This is a genomic window from Mycobacteroides sp. PCS013 (assembly GCF_049532645.1).
Classification (GTDB): Bacteria; Actinomycetota; Actinomycetes; order Mycobacteriales; family Mycobacteriaceae; genus Mycobacterium; species Mycobacterium gwanakae.
This window is the reverse complement of sequence record NZ_CP150131.1, coordinates 2,690,833-2,708,095: the sequence shown is the minus strand read 5'-3', so window position 1 is coordinate 2,708,095 and position 17,263 is coordinate 2,690,833. Positions and strand designations below refer to the sequence as shown.

The 17,263-nt window shown below is 62.0% G+C and carries 20 protein-coding genes and 1 other RNA gene; 16 read left to right on the top strand and 5 right to left on the bottom strand.

Annotation, left to right across the window (positions count from 1 at the left end):
• Positions 1–78 precede the first annotated feature (78 nt).
• Genes RHO23_RS13415 through smpB form a run of 7 tightly spaced genes read left to right on the top strand, consistent with a single transcriptional unit; the run spans position 79 to position 5,734 of the window.
• Positions 79–948: an IclR family transcriptional regulator gene (locus RHO23_RS13415; protein WP_064409349.1), complete on the top strand. Its 870-nt coding sequence runs from the start codon at positions 79–81 to the stop codon at positions 946–948.
• Between the two features lie 57 nt (positions 949–1,005).
• Positions 1,006–2,109, top strand: a complete 1,104-nt coding sequence (prfB, locus tag RHO23_RS13410; RefSeq protein ID WP_217339255.1) for a peptide chain release factor 2 — start codon at positions 1,006–1,008, stop codon at positions 2,107–2,109.
• Positions 2,102–3,133: a mechanosensitive ion channel family protein gene (locus RHO23_RS13405; protein ID WP_064409348.1), complete on the top strand. Its 1,032-nt coding sequence runs from the start codon at positions 2,102–2,104 to the stop codon at positions 3,131–3,133. The genes prfB and RHO23_RS13405 overlap by 8 nt, the downstream gene beginning before the upstream one ends.
• Entirely contained in the window at positions 3,130–3,594 is a 465-nt protein-coding gene (locus RHO23_RS13400) for a hypothetical protein (protein WP_109398796.1), read from the top strand. The genes RHO23_RS13405 and RHO23_RS13400 overlap by 4 nt, the downstream gene beginning before the upstream one ends.
• Positions 3,595–3,640: 46 nt before the next feature.
• Complete coding sequence (gene ftsE / locus RHO23_RS13395) at positions 3,641–4,330, top strand: cell division ATP-binding protein FtsE (RefSeq protein WP_064409347.1); 690 nt, start codon at positions 3,641–3,643, stop codon at positions 4,328–4,330.
• Between the two features lie 12 nt (positions 4,331–4,342).
• On the top strand, positions 4,343–5,245 hold the full coding sequence (gene ftsX, locus RHO23_RS13390) for a permease-like cell division protein FtsX (RefSeq protein ID WP_030096993.1): 903 nt from the start codon (positions 4,343–4,345) through the stop codon (positions 5,243–5,245).
• Between the two features lie 9 nt (positions 5,246–5,254).
• Positions 5,255–5,734 (top strand): SsrA-binding protein SmpB, encoded by a 480-nt coding sequence (smpB, locus tag RHO23_RS13385; protein ID WP_030096994.1) that lies wholly within the window; start codon positions 5,255–5,257, stop codon positions 5,732–5,734.
• Positions 5,735–5,744: 10 nt separating this feature from the next.
• Here the strand turns inward: smpB and RHO23_RS13380 are convergent, their stop codons facing one another.
• Complete coding sequence (locus tag RHO23_RS13380) at positions 5,745–6,209, bottom strand: DUF2834 domain-containing protein (protein ID WP_057964390.1); 465 nt, start codon at positions 6,207–6,209, stop codon at positions 5,745–5,747.
• An 81-nt stretch (positions 6,210–6,290) separates the two neighbouring features.
• Here RHO23_RS13380 and RHO23_RS13375 point away from each other — a divergent pair, with 81 nt between their 5' ends.
• A complete protein-coding gene (locus tag RHO23_RS13375; RefSeq protein WP_070919378.1) occupies positions 6,291–6,896 on the top strand; it encodes a TetR/AcrR family transcriptional regulator in 606 nt (201 codons plus the stop codon).
• 52 nt (positions 6,897–6,948) lie between these two features.
• Positions 6,949–8,511, top strand: a complete 1,563-nt coding sequence (locus tag RHO23_RS13370; protein WP_423487937.1) for a phytoene desaturase family protein — start codon at positions 6,949–6,951, stop codon at positions 8,509–8,511.
• A gap of 140 nt (positions 8,512–8,651) precedes the next feature.
• Here RHO23_RS13370 and RHO23_RS13365 read toward each other — a convergent pair whose 3' ends face one another.
• Positions 8,652–9,221: a hypothetical protein gene (locus RHO23_RS13365; RefSeq protein ID WP_070915071.1), complete on the bottom strand. Its 570-nt coding sequence runs from the start codon at positions 9,219–9,221 to the stop codon at positions 8,652–8,654.
• A gap of 122 nt (positions 9,222–9,343) precedes the next feature.
• Here RHO23_RS13365 and ssrA point away from each other — a divergent pair.
• Positions 9,344–9,712, top strand: a transfer-messenger RNA (tmRNA) gene (gene ssrA / locus RHO23_RS13360).
• 86 nt (positions 9,713–9,798) lie between these two features.
• Positions 9,799–10,884, top strand: coding sequence for a tyrosine-type recombinase/integrase (locus RHO23_RS13355; RefSeq protein ID WP_423487936.1), 1,086 nt, complete (start codon positions 9,799–9,801; stop codon positions 10,882–10,884).
• Between the two features lie 662 nt (positions 10,885–11,546).
• Here RHO23_RS13355 and RHO23_RS13350 read toward each other — a convergent pair.
• Entirely contained in the window at positions 11,547–11,753 is a 207-nt protein-coding gene (locus RHO23_RS13350) for a DUF3263 domain-containing protein (RefSeq protein WP_423487935.1), read from the bottom strand.
• Positions 11,750–12,175 carry a hypothetical protein gene (locus RHO23_RS13345; protein ID WP_423487934.1) on the bottom strand — a complete coding sequence of 142 codons (426 nt, stop codon included), beginning with the start codon at positions 12,173–12,175 and terminating at the stop codon, positions 11,750–11,752. Before RHO23_RS13345 ends, RHO23_RS13350 begins: the two co-directional genes overlap by 4 nt.
• A 204-nt stretch (positions 12,176–12,379) precedes the next feature.
• Here RHO23_RS13345 and RHO23_RS13340 point away from each other — a divergent pair, with 204 nt between their 5' ends.
• The gene (locus tag RHO23_RS13340) at positions 12,380–14,017 is read left to right on the top strand and encodes a DNA methyltransferase (RefSeq protein ID WP_423487933.1); all 1,638 of its coding nucleotides are present in this window, start codon (positions 12,380–12,382) and stop codon (positions 14,015–14,017) included.
• A 1-nt stretch (position 14,018) separates the two neighbouring features.
• Here the strand turns inward: RHO23_RS13340 and RHO23_RS13335 are convergent, their stop codons facing one another.
• Positions 14,019–15,179 (bottom strand): hypothetical protein, encoded by a 1,161-nt coding sequence (locus RHO23_RS13335; protein WP_423487932.1) that lies wholly within the window; start codon positions 15,177–15,179, stop codon positions 14,019–14,021.
• 232 nt (positions 15,180–15,411) lie between these two features.
• Here RHO23_RS13335 and RHO23_RS13330 point away from each other — a divergent pair, with 232 nt between their 5' ends.
• Genes RHO23_RS13330 through RHO23_RS13315 form a run of 4 tightly spaced genes read left to right on the top strand, consistent with a single transcriptional unit; the run spans position 15,412 to position 17,232 of the window.
• Positions 15,412–15,705 (top strand): helix-turn-helix domain-containing protein, encoded by a 294-nt coding sequence (locus RHO23_RS13330; protein ID WP_423487931.1) that lies wholly within the window; start codon positions 15,412–15,414, stop codon positions 15,703–15,705.
• A 53-nt stretch (positions 15,706–15,758) separates the two neighbouring features.
• Positions 15,759–16,607 (top strand): Rha family transcriptional regulator, encoded by an 849-nt coding sequence (locus RHO23_RS13325; protein ID WP_423487930.1) that lies wholly within the window; start codon positions 15,759–15,761, stop codon positions 16,605–16,607.
• Between the two features lie 2 nt (positions 16,608–16,609).
• Positions 16,610–16,948: a hypothetical protein gene (locus RHO23_RS13320; RefSeq protein ID WP_423489232.1), complete on the top strand. Its 339-nt coding sequence runs from the start codon at positions 16,610–16,612 to the stop codon at positions 16,946–16,948.
• Entirely contained in the window at positions 16,945–17,232 is a 288-nt protein-coding gene (locus RHO23_RS13315) for a DNA-binding protein (RefSeq protein ID WP_423487929.1), read from the top strand. The genes RHO23_RS13320 and RHO23_RS13315 overlap by 4 nt, the downstream gene beginning before the upstream one ends.
• The last annotated feature ends 31 nt before the right edge of the window (positions 17,233–17,263 follow it).

The window sequence follows — 17,263 nt, the reverse complement described above, 5'->3', positions numbered from 1 at the left end:
GTATTGTATTTCTTGTTGAAATTCGATATATCAAATTCGACGGAATAGTAACAGCCGGATAGCCGGATCGGGGTGGAAATGACGAAGTCCGCACCCGCGGTCGTGCGCGCAACCCAGGTTCTCGATTACCTGGCAGCGCGGCCCGTTCAGCCGCTGTCGATGACCGAGATCGCCGAGGCAATAGGCGTCAATCCGGCATCGACGCTTGCGATACTTCAGGCGCTGACGGACGCGGGCTATCTGGAGCGTCATCCCCGGCATAAGACTTACTCGATAGGTCCGGCATTGCTGATTGGTGGTCACGCGGCGCGTGCTCGTTTCGGCACCGCCGTGGTGGCCGATCGTGAGGTTGTTGAGCTGGCCGACCACTTCAATGCGTTGGCCACCATGGCGATGATCATCGGCGACGACGTCGCCATCATCTCTTCCTCGGGACGTTCGGCGACCGGGGTCGGCTATCCCGTCGGCAGCCGCGTCCGTTTGGCCGCTCCAGCGGGGATCATCTTCATGGCCTGGGCCGACGATTCCACGGTGCGGCAATGGCTGGAGAACGCCGGGGCATTCGTATCTGAGTCGCGGTGGGAACGTGTCTCTGCCATGTTCGCGCGTGTGCGCGCCAACGGGTTCTACGTCGCGCGCCAGAGCACCCGGGTGGATCAGTTCTACTCACTCTCCGGCGGCGGAGCCAGGCGATCGGCGGAAGATCGTCGGGAAGCTGACCAGCGAACTCTCGACGTCATGGTGGACATGATGTGTGAACCCGTCGACTTGACCGAGCCCTGCCGGATCGGGTTCTTGGGTGTGCCTGTCATGAGCGATGACGGCGACGTGGCTGCCGTCCTCGGCACGCTGGGACCGTCCGAGTTGATGGACCGTGCGGCGGTCGCGGAGGCCGCGATCCGGCTGAGTCACTCCGCCGATCACATCCGTGCGGTGACGCGTGGGTAGCACCTATGGCATCGGGTCGGAATGTTGCGCTCCGTCAGCCCGGTAGCCTGAACAGTTGTGGATCTGGACTGCCAAGCCGACATCGCTGACCTCGACACGACCCTCACCACGGTGGAGCGGGTGCTCGACGTCGACGGTCTGCGTGCGCGGATCAAGACACTCGAAGAAGCTGCCGCCGACCCCAACCTGTGGGATGACCAGGCGCGCGCCCAGCAGGTGACCAGCCAGCTCTCGCACGCACAAGGTGAGCTGCGGCGTGTGGAAGCACTGCGGCAGCGTCTCGACGATCTGCCCGTGCTCTATGAGCTCGCCGAGGAAGGCGATGACCCCTCGGTGGTGGCAGAGGCCGATGCCGACCGCGCCAAGCTGCGTGAGGACATCGAGGCCATGGAGGTTCGGACGCTGCTGTCGGGCGAGTACGACGAACGCGAAGCCGTGGTCACCATCCGGTCCGGTGCCGGCGGTGTGGACGCCGCGGACTGGGCCGAAATGCTCATGCGCATGTACATCCGCTGGGCCGAGGCGCACAAATATCCCGTCGAGGTTTTCGACACCTCCTACGCCGAAGAGGCGGGTATCAAGAGCGCGACCTTCGCAGTGCACGCACCCTTCGCCTACGGCACACTGTCGGTCGAGCAGGGCACGCACCGGTTGGTGCGAATCAGCCCGTTCGACAACCAGAGCCGGCGGCAGACTTCGTTCGCTGATGTCGAGGTGCTGCCGGTGGTGGAGACGACCGATCACATCGAGATTCCCGAAGGCGATCTGCGCGTCGACGTGTACCGATCGAGCGGCCCGGGTGGTCAGTCGGTGAACACCACCGACTCGGCGGTGCGTTTGACTCACATCCCGACGGGGATCGTCGTCACCTGCCAGAACGAGAAGTCGCAGCTGCAGAACAAGGTCGCGGCGATGCGCGTGCTGCAGGCCAGGCTGCTGGAGCGTAAGCGGCAGGAGGAGCGTGCCGAGATGGATGCGCTCAAGGGTGATGGCGGCAGTTCCTGGGGCACCCAGATGCGCTCCTACGTGCTGCAGCCGTATCAGATGGTCAAGGACCTCCGTACCGAGTACGAGGTAGGTAATCCCGCGGCGGTACTGGACGGGGACATCGACGGATTCATCGAGGCGGGAATTCGGTGGCGCAATAGGCGCGATGACTAGCGCCACCGAGTTCAACGCGGCGAGCCTTCGCCTCCACGAGCGCTGGAACACCCTGTGGTCCAGCGAGGTTGGCCGCTGGCTACTCGATAGCGGTCTGCAGATCGTCATCGCCGTCCTGGGTGCGATGATCCTCGTGCGCTTCATCAACTGGGGCGCGCACAAGATCACCCGCCGGCTGGACCGTTCGTTTACGCAGAGCGATGCGCTGGTGCGCTCCGAGGCCAGTAAGCATCGCCAGGCACTCGCCTCCGTCGTCTCCTGGATCGTCGTGGTGCTGGTCGTTGTCGTCACCACCGTGCACGTCGTTGGGGTGCTGGGTATTTCGATAGGCGGGCTTGCAGGTCCCGCCGCGGTGCTCGGTGGCGCGCTCGGTTTCGGCGCTCAGCGCGTCGTCCAGGACCTGTTGAGTGGTTTCTTTCTCATCACCGAAAAGCAGTACGGCTTCGGTGATCTGGTGGAGCTTTACGTGCAGGGGCAGACCACCGAATCGCGGGGGACCGTCGAGGAGGTCACCCTGCGGGTGACCAAGTTGCGTTCGAGCGAGGGCGAGGTCATCACCATTCCGAATGGGTTGATCGTCAAGGCGGTCAACTTGTCGAAGGACTGGGCCCGCGCGGTCGTCGATATCCCAGTGCCCACGAGTGTGGACCTGGCCCGGGTCAACGATGTGTTGTACGACGTCTGCCAGCAGGCGCTGGTGGACCGTGATCTGTCGCAGCTGCTGCTCGACGCCCCGTCGCTGATGGGTGTGGAGAGCATCGAGGTGGACCGGGTCAACGTGCGCATGGTGGCGCGGTCGCTGCCCGGTAAGCAGTTCGAGGTGGGCCGGCGGCTGCGCGCCAAGGTCATCGCGGCGCTGGCCAAGGCCGGCGTGGCGTTGGTGGGGGACAGCCGCCCGGTGGTGCGCACCATGTCCTCCTCGAGCTCCGGAGAGCTCAAACGCGAGACCAAGCGCGAGGAGGGCCGCGACGAGGGCGTTGACACCAAACCCCAACCGATTGTGAGGGACGAGGATCTCAAATGAGTGAACCTCGCCAGGAACCGCTCTGGGAGAAGCTTCTGTCCTCGGCGGCCAAGATCCGGGCAAAGGTCAGGATCCGCACCTCGACCGCCATGCTCATTCTTGCGTTCGTCGCGGCGAGCTGGCTCTACGAGATCAACAAGCCGGAGCCGGCGCCTCCGCAGCCGCCGCCTGGATACACCTGGGTGCCCAAGCCCAGCGTCACGACCACCACGCCGCGACCGGTGCCCAGCACCACGAGGCGTCCGACGACCACTACGGCGCCCACCACGACCACGACGACGGAGCCGACGAACACCATCGTCACGACATTTCCGACGCTGACACCCAGCGGAACGCCGCCGACACCCCCGACGACAACCCCACCTCCGCCACCCGGATGGTTGCCCCCCTGGCTGGTCCCGCCGCAGCTTCCGCCGCCGCCGGGTGCACCTCCCGCGACGCCTCCAAGCCCCGCGCCGTAGTGCGCCCTCACGGTCATCACGGGTTTCCCGGCTAGACTGGCGTGCCGTGATCAGCCTCGAAAAGGTAACCAAGCTCTACAAATCGTCGGCTCGGCCCGCGTTGGACAACGTGAGCCTCGAGATCGACAAGGGTGAGTTTGTGTTCCTCATCGGACCTTCGGGTTCGGGCAAGTCGACATTCATGCGGCTGCTGCTGGGCGAGGAGCTGCCCACCAAGGGCGAAATCCAGGTTTCCAAGTTCCACGTCAACAAGCTGCGCGGCCGCGAAATCCCGCACCTTCGGCAGACGATTGGTTGTGTTTTCCAGGACTTCCGGCTGTTGCAGCAGAAGACGGTCTACGAGAACGTGGCCTTCGCGCTTGAGGTGATCGGCAAGCAGACCGACATCATCAACCGCATCGTGCCCGAGGTACTGGAGATGGTGAACCTGACCGGTAAGGCCAGCCGGCTGCCCTCGGAGTTGTCCGGTGGCGAGCAGCAGCGTGTCGGTATCGCGCGCGCGTTCGTCAACCGTCCGCTGGTACTGCTGGCTGATGAGCCGACCGGAAACCTGGACCCCGAGACCAGTGAGGACATCATGGCGCTGTTGGAGCGGATCAACCGCACCGGCACCACCGTGTTGATGGCGACACATGACCATCACATCGTCGACTCGATGCGCCAGCGCGTCATCGAGTTGGAGCTCGGCAAGCTGATCCGCGACGAGCAGCGCGGTGTCTACGGGGTAGATAGGTAAGTGGAATAGAACATGCGATTTGGATTCCTGTTCAACGAGGTCCTCACCGGCCTGCGTCGCAATGTGACCATGACGGTGGCGATGATCATCACCACCGCGATCGCGATCGGATTGTTCGGTGGTGGTCTGCTGGTGATATCGCTGGCCAAGAACTCTAAGGCCATCTACCTGGACCGCGTGGAGACGCAGATCTTCCTCACCGAGGACCTGTCGGCCAGCGACACCGACTGCAGCAGCGATATCTGCAAGGGTCTGCGCGACGAGATCGAGAAGCGTTCCGATATCAAGTCGGTGCGCTTTGTGAATCGCGAGGACGCGTACGCGGACGCGGAGAAGCGGCTGCCGCAGTTCCGGGACCTGATGAAGGACGTGAGCAAGGATGCGTTCCCGGCCTCGTTCATCGTCAAGCTCAAGAACCCGGAGACGCACGCAGATTTCGACGAGTCATTCGTCGGCAAGCCCGGTGTGAAGGGTGTGCTCAACCAGAAAGATCTGATCGACCGCTTGTTCGCGGTACTGAACAGCCTGCGTGACGCGGCGTTCATGATCGCGCTGGTCCAGGCTGTCGGCGCGGTTCTGTTGATCGCCAACATGGTTCAGGTCGCCGCATACACCCGGCGCACCGAGGTGGGCATCATGCGTCTGGTGGGTGCCACCCGTTGGTACACGCAACTGCCGTTCCTGTTGGAGGCGGTGATCGCGGCGCTTGCCGGTGTCGCGCTGGCGGTGATCGGTCTGATCGTGGCGCGGGTGACCATCCTCAACGGCGCGTTGGAACAGTTCATTCAGGCCAACCTGATTGCCCCGATCACCTATGGAGATGTGTTCCTCGCGTCGATTCAGATGGCGGCGCTGGGCATTCTGCTGGCCGGAGTGACCGCCTATGTGACCTTGCGTCTGTACGTGCGTAGATAGGTCCTGGCGATGAGTAAGAAACCGACCGACGGGCGCCAGATCATCGCGTCCAATCGCAAGGCTCGGCACAACTATTCGATCCTCGACGTCTACGAGGCCGGGGTGCAGCTGGTGGGCACCGAGGTCAAGACCCTTCGCGAGGGCAAGGCCTCTCTGGTAGACGCCTTCGCCACCATCGATGATGGCGAGGTCTGGCTGCGCGCGTTGCATATCCCGCAGTACGACCACGGAACCTGGACCAACCACGCACCGCTGCGGAACCGGAAGCTATTGCTGCACAGAGCGCAGATTGATCAGCTGGTCGGCAAGGTTCGCGATGGCAACCTGACGCTGGTGCCGTTGTCGCTGTACTTCCTAGACGGCAAGGTCAAGGTGGAGCTGGCGTTGGCGCGCGGTAAGCAGGCGCACGACAAGCGTCAGGATCTGGCCAAGCGGGACGCCACCCGCGAGATCACCCGCGAATTGGGACGGCGCGCCAAAGGCATGTAACCCGAACAGGTTACGCGGCCACCGCCAAGGCCTTCTCGTGTCTGCGCTGGCGCTCGACGGTTACCAGGTAAAAGGCCCATGCGAACGCGAAACTCGTGAAGAGGCTCGATACGAAGTAAAGCCATGGGCGCCGGATGCCGCGGCGGTACCCGTCGATGATCGTCATCAGCGGCAGCAGAATGACATTGCCTATCGTGTAGTCCTGACTGGCCGAGCCGGCCGCGGGATTGACGAACATCAGCTTGATGTAGTCGATCCACCCGGTGATGGGGTTTGACACGTGGTACTCGGCGACGTACCGGATGTTGAAGTACCAGCCCAGTGCGATCGAGGCAATGCCGACGGCGTAGTACACGATTTCGAGCAGCGATAACGCGGGACCCGTTGCGGTTCGGGCGAATATCGGTCGATTCGAGGCGACGATGAGCGCGATGACGGCGATTCCGAGGATCGCGTGCACGATGAGCGACACCATGTCCGGAGCTTGACAGCGCTCTGAAGTTTTGTCAATAGTGACATAACTTGCCTTGATTGATCCTTGCGGTACCTTTCGAGCATGGTCAGACCGGCCCAGACCGTCCGCAGTGAGCGGACCCGTGCCGCCCTTCGGCAGGCGGCGATCGTGCGCTTTCTCGGTCAGGGCGTGGAGGACACCTCGGTCGAGCAGATCGCCGCGGATGCCGGAGTCTCGTTACGTACCTTCTATCGTCACTTCGAGTCCAAGCACGACCTGCTCTTCCCGGACTACGACCTCGGTTTGGAATGGTTTCGCAGCGCGCTGGACGCCAGGATTCCCGGCGAGCCCATCCTGGAATCGGTGGAGTCGGCGATCTTCAGTGCGCCCTATGACGTCGACGCGGTGGTCAAGATCGCGACGCTGCGTAACCAGGAGCTCGACCGCGCGCGCATCGTGCGGCATATCCGGCAGGTTGAGGCCGAGTTCGCCGAGGCGATCGAGGAACATCTCGTTCGCGATGGTGACGGCGACACTAATCCTGATGTGCGCCTGCGCAATACCGTGACAGCGCGCAGCATTGCGGCGGCAGTCTTCGGCGCCATGGACGCGTGGATGCTGGGCGAGAATCGCTCGCCCGAGGAGCTTGCGCGGCTCAGTCGTACCGCGCTGGACTTCCTGAAGGCGGGAATTGGCGACGCTTCCTGAAACCAAGTTTTGTCACTATTGACAAAACTTAGGCGCCGTGTCAGCGTGAGGCATGGCGGACTTCGAGGCGATCGTGATCGGCGCGGGGCACAACGGACTTACCGCAGCGGCGAAGCTGCAACAGTCGGGTCTGCACACCCTGTGCCTCGACGCAAAGTTGTACGCCGGCGGTATGGCCTCGACGGTGGAGCTGTTCGACGGCTACCGATTCGAGATCGCCGGATCCGTCCAGTTTCCGACATCTGCCGTCTTGAGTCGCGATCTCGGGCTCGACACGCTGCCGACCGTCGACCTCGATGTTGTGTCCGTGGCGCTCAGGGGAATTGGAGACGAGCCGCTTGTCTACTACAGCGATCCGATAAAGCTTTTGACCCATCTCAACGAGGTGCACGGGGCCGAGGCGGTCAACGGCATGGCGGGGATCATGGCATGGAGCCAGGCGCCCACGAGGGCGTTGGGGCGATTTGAGGTGGGTCAGCCGCCGAAAACATTTGACGAGATGTACGCCTGCGCGACAAACGAATTCGAGAGGGCGAGCATCAACGACATGCTGTTCGGATCGGTTACCGATGTGCTGGACCGCTACTTTCCCGATAAAGAAAAACATGGCGTGCTGCGCGGAATGCTGGCGTTTCTGGCGCTCAACATGACCTACCGCGGTCCCGAAACCCCCGGTAGCGCTGCCGCGCTGGCCTTCGGGTTGGCGATGCCGGATGCGACCGCCTTGCAGATGAAGAAGCTCCGAGGCGGTATCGGTGCGCTGACGTCGCATCTGCATGAGCTCTTGGTTCGGCATGGCGGTGAAGTGCGGCTGCGCAGCAAGGTGACCCAAATCCTGACGTCCGACGGCCGGGTGAGCGGCGTCGGTTTGGAAGATGGCTCGACAATCACCGCGCCCGTCGTTATTTCGTGCGTCGCACCGGATATCACCATGGTCGAGATGCTGGACTCCGCGGTTGTTCCACCCAATCAGCGGGACCGATTCGCGCGGGTCGATCACCGGGGCAGCTACCTGCAGATGCACTTCGCTCTCGACGCGCTGCCGGAGTTCGCGGCGCCGTACCAGGACCTGAACGATCCGGAGATGCAATCGACGGTCGGGATGTACAGCACGCCCGAGGAGTTGCAGGCGCAGTGGGAAGACTGTCGCCGGGGTGTGGTGCCCGCCGATCCCGCGGTGGTGTTCCAGATTCCGTCCCTGCATGACCCGCAGCTGGCGCCCGAGGGTAAGCACGCGGCTTCGGCCTTCGCATTGTGGTTCCCCGTGGAGACGGGGCACGCCCGATACGGAGAGATGAAGGTGGAGATGGGGGAGCGGGTGATGGACAAGATCTCCCGGCTGGCACCGAACTTCAAGGAAACGGTGTTGCGGCACACCACCTTCACGCCCCGCCACATGGGCACCATGTTCGGGGCGCCGGGCGGCGACTACTGCTTCGGGCTGGTTCACGCGGACCAGATCGGCGTCAATAGACCAGGGCCACGCGGATACCGGGGCGATCCCTTACCCGTCGAAGGCCTGTATCTCGGGAGCGCGGGATGTCATGGAGGACCGGCGATTTCCTTCATCCCCGGATACAACGCCGCGCTGGAAGTGTTGGCAGACGCGCGCTAGAGCGCTCCTGCGCCGTGACCCCTTCGCGCCGCCCCGCCGCGTCGACCCCCCTTCGCGTCGCCCCCCTTCGCGCCGAGACCAAGGTTGTGGCGGATTCGTCTCGCATCTTTTCGCCACAACCTTGGTCTCGGCGACGACGGCTAGAACGCTCGGCTGCCTGCTGGGGACAGCACGAATCCGTGCGGGCCGTCACCGGTGAAATTGTTGGGCAGTAGGCAGATCGTCTCGCGCTGATCACTCACGCCGCAGGTGATCACCTTGTCGGTGCCCTTGAGTCCGTAGGTGATCTTCTGGCCAGAGGTCAGCGGCCGATAGGCGCTGGGGTCCACCGGGGCCGGTCCGGCGGGGGAGGCGTCGGGCCGCGCGACGATCTCCTGCTGGCCCAGATCGGGCATGTGGGTCAGGCTCGCGGTCGGGGTATTGAGCGACACTGCGGCGACGTTCTCGTCACCCGCGACGCCGGGGAGCTTGCCCCAGCATGTGCCGTCGACTCCGGTGGCGCGGGAGTTCGAGGTGATGCGACAGCGCAGGCCATCGGGGGTGAGGAACTGCACACCCGTGGTGGCGTACGCCGAGTACGTCTCAAAGGCAGTGGGCTCGACCGCCGTGTAGCCGTCAAGGCTGGGTATTGACGGCTCGGCGGACGCCTGAGCAGCGAATACGGTCGCGCCGGCCGCAACGGCGGCATAGGTACTCAGCAGCATGCGCATGGCGGTGACTCCCCAGGTTTGGCGATTTCCCGCACGTTACCGTGGCGTGGACGGGTAATTCGGTGGCTTCATGGATCTGCGGCGGTACGATGGAGTGTCCCACCGAAGGTCGGTGGGGTGACGGGGCTGAAAGGTTTCGACAGCGAGTCTCGACTTAAGGGAAGCGTGCCGGTGCAGGCAAGAGACCACCGTAAGCGTCATTGCAACCAATTAAGCGCCGATTCTCATCAGCGCGACTACGCACTCGCTGCCTAAGCGACTGCGTGTCTGTCAGACCGGGAGCGCCCTCGGCCCGGACCCTGGCATCAGCTAGAGGGACAAACCTACGGGTTCGGTCGCGGGACCCGTGGGGACATCAAACAGCGACTGGGATCGTCATCTCGGCTTGTTCGCGGGACCGAGAGATCCAAGTAGAGGCATAGCGAACTGCGCACGGAGAAGCCTTAATGAACGGCCGTTGGACCCGGGTTCAATTCCCGGCAGCTCCACAATTAAATACGCTTTGAACAGCAGTAATGCAATCACGCAACGCCATGCAACGCCATATGCAACACCTTTCGGTGATATGGTCCGTTGCATGGCGTCGATTCGTACGCGGTCGCTCAAATCCGGCGAATGCTGGGACGTGCTCTACCGCATAGGCGGCCGCCAGTTCTCGCTGACTTTTGAGAGCCCAGGGGCCGCCGAGGCGTTCCGAACGCTCGTTGACGCCCACGGCGCAGAGCGGGCACTCCAGATGCACAACATTGCGCTACCCGAACCACGCTCAGGCATGACTGTCGGGAAGTGGGTGACGCATCACATCGAGCACCTGACCGGTGTGGATCAACGGACCGTTCAGGACTACCTCGGGTATCTCAAGAACGACATCGAGCCCGCATTCGGTGCGATGCCGCTAGAGGCACTGTCGCGGGAGGACGTCTCGCTGTGGGTGCAATCGTTGGGAGATAAGCACGCCGCCAAGACCGTCGCCAATAAGCACGGCTTCCTCTCGGCCGCGCTGGCGACGGCGGTGGCTGCGGGGAAGATCGCCAGCAATCCGGCCGACCGGACCCGCCTGCCGCGCGGCATTGGTCACGAAATGGTCTTCCTCACCAAGAGCGAATTCGCCCATCTCAACGAGCAGGTCACCGAGCCATGGCGCCCACTGCCCGAGTTCCTGGTCACCTCCGGAGCCCGTTGGGGTGAGGTAAGCGCCCTCAAGCCCTCGGACGTGGACCGCGACGCTGGAACCGTCCGCATCACGCGGGCGTGGAGGCGCGACAACCACGGATATCGCATCGGACCACCGAAGACGAAGCGGTCGGTCCGCACGATCAACGTTCCCGGGTCGGTGCTTGAGAAACTCGACTACTCAGGGGAGTGGCTGTTCACCAACCCCGGGCGAGGTCGACGCGCCGAGGGTGGCCCGGTGCGTGCTGTGAACTTCCGCGCAAACGTCTGGACGCCGGCCGTCGAGCGCGCTGAGCTTGACCCGCGGCCAAGGATTCACGATATGCGGCACACCTGCGCGTCGTGGCTCATCGCGGCCGGCGTTCCGCTGCCGGTCATCCAGCGGCACCTCGGGCATGAGTCCATCACCACAACGGTCAACACGTACGGACACCTCGATCGATCCTCGATGAGGGCGGCTGCCGAGGCTATGGAGAAGGCACTGGTCTAGGCGCCTGGCGACCAGATCGCCGAGGGACCGTTACTAACGCAAAGTAGACCGTGCCTCCCGTCGGCGGTCACCGCGGGGCGGGAATCGCTGCTGTCGCACGGTGTGCCGGATTCTCGAACCCCTATCGGTGTAATCGAATTGGTCCAATGGGCGACACCTGGTCCCGCATACACACACGCGAGCGTCGCTCCTGATGATGAGGTCATGAATGCGGGTCCTGAATTGCTGCAAGACTGTCCGAGCTCTGGGGGTGATTGAGATGCGGCAGGTTTTGCTGATTGCCCCTCGCTGACCATCGTCCAGGTTTGGCAGTTGATCGACTCAAAGGACGCATCAGTAGCGGCGATTTTCACAAACTGCTGACCGGTGGACGACCCAACATCGATGACGCTGTCATTCACGCCGAGGGTGCTACGTCGGTACCAGCCGCACGGGTAGCCGCCGATTCCCCCTGCTGATCGGTAGGTGCCCGGGGCGACATCAACGCCGACGCGAAATACCCCATCCCCAGGGATGTTCCGCGTGACACCAGGGTCGGCGATCGCTGATGGTGCCGTGAAGCCGACTGTGAAGAGAAGTGCACATAGCGCTGTCACCGTTCTCATGTGAACCCCTCGGTAAGTAACCCCGACTAGGGCACTCTACGCCGAACCGAAACCTGCTTACAGCCGTTTCGCAGCGCGGATTCTGCGCAGCCGGTTGACCGTGATCGGATCATCTTTGAGCGCGTCGTCGCCGTCAAGCATCTGGTTGAGTTTCTGGTAGTAGCGAGTAGGCGTGAGGCCAAACTTGCTACGGATAGCCTCATCTTTAGATCCCGAGCACTGCCACCAGATCCGTTCGAATTCAAGTACTTCCACGATGTTCATGCGATCTCCATATCGTCTAGGTGTTGATCGATCCATGCGATCTCTCCCGCCGTGAGGATTTCTCGCCGCACACGGACGGTATGCACGTCCGTCCAAAGTTCCTCGGCGAGTTCGTAATCGTCCTGGGCGCGCTGCAGTCCGCGCAACAGCGCCGGCAGCGGGATGAGTCGTCGGGCCGCGAGGGCATCGACGTACCACTCCTCGCGCTGGCGCAGCGGCGGTGCGACGACTCCGCGGTCCAGATGGATCAACTCATGAGTAAGTGTGGAACGGCGTTCAGCCTGAGTGAGGGTGTTGCACAGCCAGATGGTGTCGCCTTTGAGCAACCCCCGGATCCCCTGGGGGAGTCGGTGTTTGCAGACGATGTTGATGTGCGGATACCGCTCCGCTGCGGTCTTCCACGGGTGCCACACGCTGTGCATGGCGGGAACTTTAAAGACGGCCACCGACAAAAACATGCCCTGACCTCGAATAACACGGTTGTTATTCCGTTCGGATGGCTGGCGCGCGCGCCCAACAGCGGCGAACGTCCAGTCTGGCCGTTTGTTCATCGATTGCTACGGACCAGTAACCGTTCGATTCCAATCCGAAATGGGCAATTGTGCCAACTACTAAAGGATGTTGAGGTGAGCGACGTGAACCGATTGTATTTCGGCGATAACCTCGAAGTGCTAGATGAGCACGTCGCGGATGAATCAGTGGATCTGATTTATCTGGATCCACCCTTCAACTCCAACCGAAACTATTCGGTGATTTTCGGCAATAACCGGGCCGACGATGAGTCGGTCGCGCAAAGCGATGCGTTCGAGGACACGTGGAGGTGGACGCACAAGACGGAAGTGCTTATCGGCGGATTATCGAACAGCGCGCCTGCACGAGTCGCCGATGCTCTATCCGCCTACTACACGTTGCTCGGCGAGAGCGAGGCGCTGGCATACCTGGCGAACATGACTCCTCGTCTTCTGGAGCTGCACCGTGTTCTTAAGCCCGCAGGTTCGCTATTCCTGCATTGTGATCCAACGATGAGCCACTACCTGAAGGTGCTCCTCGATGCGATCTTCGACATCCAGAACTACCAGAATGAAATCATCTGGCAACGCAGCACAGGAAAGAGCCTTCAATCGCGAAGGTTGCCGTCGAATCACGATGTGATCCTCGGATACTCGAAGACGAAATCGCCGAAGTGGATGGAGGATTCGGCATTTCAACCCTACGACGAATATGACCTCGACGAGAAAACGAAGAGTAAATACAGAAATCGGGACGCCGACGGAAGGCTGTATCGACTGGATAGCCTCATAAACCCGAATCATGACCGCCCAAATCTGACCTACGAGTTTCTTGGCGTTACTCGCGTCTGGCGATGGACCCGTGAGCGGATGCAGAAGGCATACAAAGACGGAATCGTTGTGCAAACGGCACCGGGCCGGGTTCCTCAGATGAAGCGGTACCTCAGCGAGCAGCGCGGCCGACCGCTTGGCGACGTGTGGACCGACATACCTCCGATCAACTCGCGGGCTGCCGAGCGGCTCGGGTATCCCACACAGAAGCCGTTGGCCCTGCTGGATCGGTTGATCAAGTTGACCACCGAGCCGGGCGATGTGGTCCTTGATCCCTTCTGCGGGTGTGGCACCACGGTCGATGCGGCCCAGCGGTTGGGACGGCAATGGATTGGGATCGATGTCACTCAGTTGGCGATCGACGTGATTACGACGAGGTTGGGGTACACCTTCGGCAAGGATGTCTTCAAGGACATCAAGGTAACTGGTATTCCGAAGGACCTGCGTGGTGCACGAGCCTTGTTCGATCTCTCACCGTTGGAGTTCGAGACGTGGGCAGTAACAATGATCAATGCCGAGGCTAATCGAAAGCAAGTGGCAGACAAGGGTGTTGACGGGGTAGCCCGCTTCCCGCTCGGCGCTAAGGGGCAGATTGGCAAGCTGATCGTCTCAGTGAAGGGCGGCAAGAACATCGGGCCAGCGATGGTGCGCGAGTTGCTGGGCGCGGTCGAAGCGCGGAAGGCGCAGATGGGTGTCCTCATCACACTTTCACCTGCGACCAAGGGTGTTACTGACGCCATTAACCATGGCGGCGTCTTCACTCATCCTGCTAATGGCCAGACCTACCCGCGGTTGCAACACATCACGGTTGCCGACCTGCTCGCCAAGAAACGCCCGCTGGTGCCCCCCACGTTCCCGAGGTACAGCGCTGCCCAGAAACAACCTGTGACCTTGGAGCAGGCGACCCTGTTCGCGACGGCGTGAATTAGCCGTCGACGGGGGCCAAGTTGGCGTGAGCCTCTAGTCGTTCGATCATCGCTGCAGCCTGTTTCTTCGCGCTGGGTTGCTTGACGGCGAATTCGATGAGCCGTTCTCTCGCGCGGTCGAGCATGGCGCCGATAGAGCTGATGTAGGCCGAATGTGCCACCAGGTTTGCCCCAGGCCCGATGAGCCGTTCGAGGCTGGATGCTTGGTCCCTCATGTCCAGTGACGGGTCTATGTCGGCGAGGTCCTGGAAGATCTCGCGGGCAAGCGCCACGTAGTGCGTGAGCGCCCCCGCGGTGTCCTCAGTGTCCGACTGCTTGTAACCCTCGGATGCGGCGTCTGCCTCGGCAGCAGACGGAGGTAGCGGAGCTTCGTTCCAATGATCTGGGCGGACGATCTCTGCCGAGTTGTCATGCCGCGCCTTTTGTAGGAATCCACTACCCATCGCGGGATCTGTCACTTGGGCTGCCCGCTCACGTAGCCGCGCCATGACGTACTCCTCACGGGTGGGGCTGGTGTCTGAGCGTACGAGTCCGATCAAACTTGTGATCCCGTTGTGCTGAGTGATCGTGACCGTCGCGTCGCTGCCGGGTTCAATCTCCACACCGGCTACGCGCAAGCTGCGGTAGAGCTCATGAAGGGCTTCGCCGTCATCGCGGGCATCGACACCAGGCGTCTGGGTGATCACATCGGGATTGCTCGATTCGTACCGGAGTAGGTAGTAGTGCTTCACCTCCTCGTCTTCGACGTCTTGCGCCGATGCATCCGGTTGCGTGGGCGGATCATTGGCGGGTTCTGGTTGATCGGCATGGTCAACTCCGTTCATCTTGACGGCAGCGCGCACTATCGACACCAGCGCGTTCTGCATCTCGATGCCCAGCCCGTCTGCCCCTTTGGGCATCCGGGCCGCAATTCCCGATTCGACCGACACGTCTATTCCCAGACTTTTGGCGTAGGCGAGGACGATCGTTGACTCGGGAACCCTTAGCGCCGAAGCCATGCCGCGGACTGTCTTGACGTCCTTGGGGAACTGGCTCGGCGCCGCGTTCGACAACTCCTGGAAGGTCTGGAACTTCACCAGACCGTTGGAGTCGTCGGCGAGTTTCCGGACGGAACTACCTCCGTCGAGAGCTTCGCGAATCAGGTCACGGATTGTGGGCACATCTGAACCATGAACACTGCCGTCCCCTGTATCAACCATCGCTACCTCACTACCGTCTACCACTGGTTGACACAAAATCTAACTCATACCGTCTACCAATCAATAGCGCCGCTACATGGGCAAATGCGCTGGCTGCGAAACTACAAGCGTGTGACTACTTGCCAAGCGTCTACCAGTAGCCGCATGATTGACCCGTAATGCTTGACAGATAGACGTCTACTAGGGGACACTCATGAAGCAACGCAATCGATGGCCAAAGGGGACCTGGATGAAGCTCCGAAGCGCTGACACGCTGCGGGCGCTAATGGAGCAGGACAAGTTCTCCTTGGGGCGATTGGCTAGATACTCGGGGTGCTCCAAGGGCTTCATTTCGCACCTCCTTGCCGGGCGTCGCAGTAGCTGTACACCAGACCTCGCCGAACGCATCGCGGAGGCGCTTCACGTGCCCACTGCGGTCCTTTTTGACCCCAGGATGTCAATGACTGGCATGTCAAACGACCCGCAGAAGCGGACATCAGCCGCATAAGAAAAGCCCCCACCCGGCCAGGGGTGAGGGCACCGACAACGAAAGGACACTTCGTGTCAGATCTCGAACCTACCAACAACGAGTTGGTATTCGCTGGATCAGACGGCGAGCCCTTCACCACGTCGTTGGTGATCGCCGCTGAGACGGGCAATCAGCACAAGAATGTGCTCGGCCTGATTCGGGCCAACATGGATGACCTCAACGAACTGGGCGACTTGGTCGCGTTTCAAACGCGACCAAGAGAAGTCGGCCAGCACGGCGGCGGCGACACCGAGTTCGCGGTCCTGAATGAACCGCAGTCGGCGTTGCTCATCACCTACATGCGCAACAACGAGGTGGTCCGCGACTTCAAGAAGCGCCTTGTCGCCGGGTTCTATGCCATGCGATATCTGCTCGCGAATGCGGCGCCCGTGATCGAGCTGCCAAACACACGCCAGCTCGCGCAGATGGTCATCGACGCCGAGGATGCACGCGAAGCGGCCGAGCTGAAATCGAAGGTGCTCCAGGCTGCGATTGAGCGTGACGCCCCGCTGGTTGCGAAGGCGGAGGCGCACACGGGGTCCGACTCGGCGATCCACCGGCAGGAGTTCGCGCGCGAGGTACAGGCATGGGGTGTCAAGCAGGGCATCGACATCAGGCATGCCGACGTGATGCGCTTCCTCGGACACATCGGTCTATTCATCCGGGGCGAGCGCACCGACACCGGGCACGCGACCGCCGACGCCCTCAAGCGCGGACTTGCGTTCACCCACAAGGACGTTGCGAAGAACGGGTACGCCTACGCGGTCGGAAAGCTGACTGCTGACGGTCAGAACTACGCCTGGAAACGCATCACCAAGTACGTCGCTGATCATGGATCACTCATCCTTCCGCGCGAGCTGCGGGGCGGTGATCCCGCGTGAGCATGCGATTCGATGGCGAATTCCTGTACCGCGTGCGGGTGAGCCGGTACCCCGACGGCGCTTTCGAACCCATCACCGCGATAGATCCAGACTTTCCCGAGGACGCCATCTGGTCACCCGTTCCCGGTTGGCGCCCACCAGGATGGCGCCCGGCCGGGAACTACACGCAGATCATGGGCACCGACGAGTTCGTGTGGCCGGTAACCAACAAGGTATACCGCACCTACAGAACGGCCCAGAAGCGTGTCAATCTTCTCGAATCCTACGGCGCCAGAGCCGTTGTCGAGCGATCCAGTCGGATCACTTGGCCCGAACCAGACCAACTCGGGGGAGCTGTATGACCACCCTGCCGCGTGTCGAGACATTCTCGCTGACCGAGGTCGCCGACGCCGCACTACCGAAACACTGGAAGCACCCTGAGCGCTGGCTACGTGAGCGGCTGAATCGCGGCGAGTTGGTCGGGTACCGCGTAGGCCGCGATTGGCGTCTCACGCGCGAGCAGCTTGACGCGCTGATTGCGAAATACACCAACGTGTCGGCACCGGTGGCCGCGCCAGACCCTATTGCAGATCCAACAGCCCTCGGCCTATCCGGGCGATCCCGTCGACGCTTACTCAGCGCCTGAAAAACCGAGTACGACAGCAGATTTCACAACT

Bases quoted from the DNA above. Each gene is read 5' to 3' on its own strand.
- RHO23_RS13415 (WP_064409349.1), top strand. From the start codon at position 79: ATGACGAAGTCCGCACCCGCGGTCGTGCGCGCAACCCAGGTTCTCGAT.
- RHO23_RS13405 (WP_064409348.1), top strand. From the start codon at position 2,102: ATGACTAGCGCCACCGAGTTCAACGCGGCGAGCCTTCGCCTCCACGAG.
- RHO23_RS13400 (WP_109398796.1), top strand. From the start codon at position 3,130: ATGAGTGAACCTCGCCAGGAACCGCTCTGGGAGAAGCTTCTGTCCTCG.
- ftsX (WP_030096993.1), top strand. From the start codon at position 4,343: ATGCGATTTGGATTCCTGTTCAACGAGGTCCTCACCGGCCTGCGTCGC.
- smpB (WP_030096994.1), top strand. From the start codon at position 5,255: ATGAGTAAGAAACCGACCGACGGGCGCCAGATCATCGCGTCCAATCGC.
- RHO23_RS13380 (WP_057964390.1), bottom strand. From the start codon at position 6,209: ATGGTGTCGCTCATCGTGCACGCGATCCTCGGAATCGCCGTCATCGCG.
- RHO23_RS13375 (WP_070919378.1), top strand. From the start codon at position 6,291: ATGGTCAGACCGGCCCAGACCGTCCGCAGTGAGCGGACCCGTGCCGCC.
- RHO23_RS13370 (WP_423487937.1), top strand. From the start codon at position 6,949: ATGGCGGACTTCGAGGCGATCGTGATCGGCGCGGGGCACAACGGACTT.
- RHO23_RS13365 (WP_070915071.1), bottom strand. From the start codon at position 9,221: ATGCGCATGCTGCTGAGTACCTATGCCGCCGTTGCGGCCGGCGCGACC.
- RHO23_RS13355 (WP_423487936.1), top strand. From the start codon at position 9,799: ATGGCGTCGATTCGTACGCGGTCGCTCAAATCCGGCGAATGCTGGGAC.
- RHO23_RS13350 (WP_423487935.1), bottom strand. From the start codon at position 11,753: ATGAACATCGTGGAAGTACTTGAATTCGAACGGATCTGGTGGCAGTGC.
- RHO23_RS13345 (WP_423487934.1), bottom strand. From the start codon at position 12,175: ATGCACAGCGTGTGGCACCCGTGGAAGACCGCAGCGGAGCGGTATCCG.
- RHO23_RS13330 (WP_423487931.1), top strand. From the start codon at position 15,412: ATGAAGCAACGCAATCGATGGCCAAAGGGGACCTGGATGAAGCTCCGA.
- RHO23_RS13320 (WP_423489232.1), top strand. From the start codon at position 16,610: ATGCGATTCGATGGCGAATTCCTGTACCGCGTGCGGGTGAGCCGGTAC.
- RHO23_RS13315 (WP_423487929.1), top strand. From the start codon at position 16,945: ATGACCACCCTGCCGCGTGTCGAGACATTCTCGCTGACCGAGGTCGCC.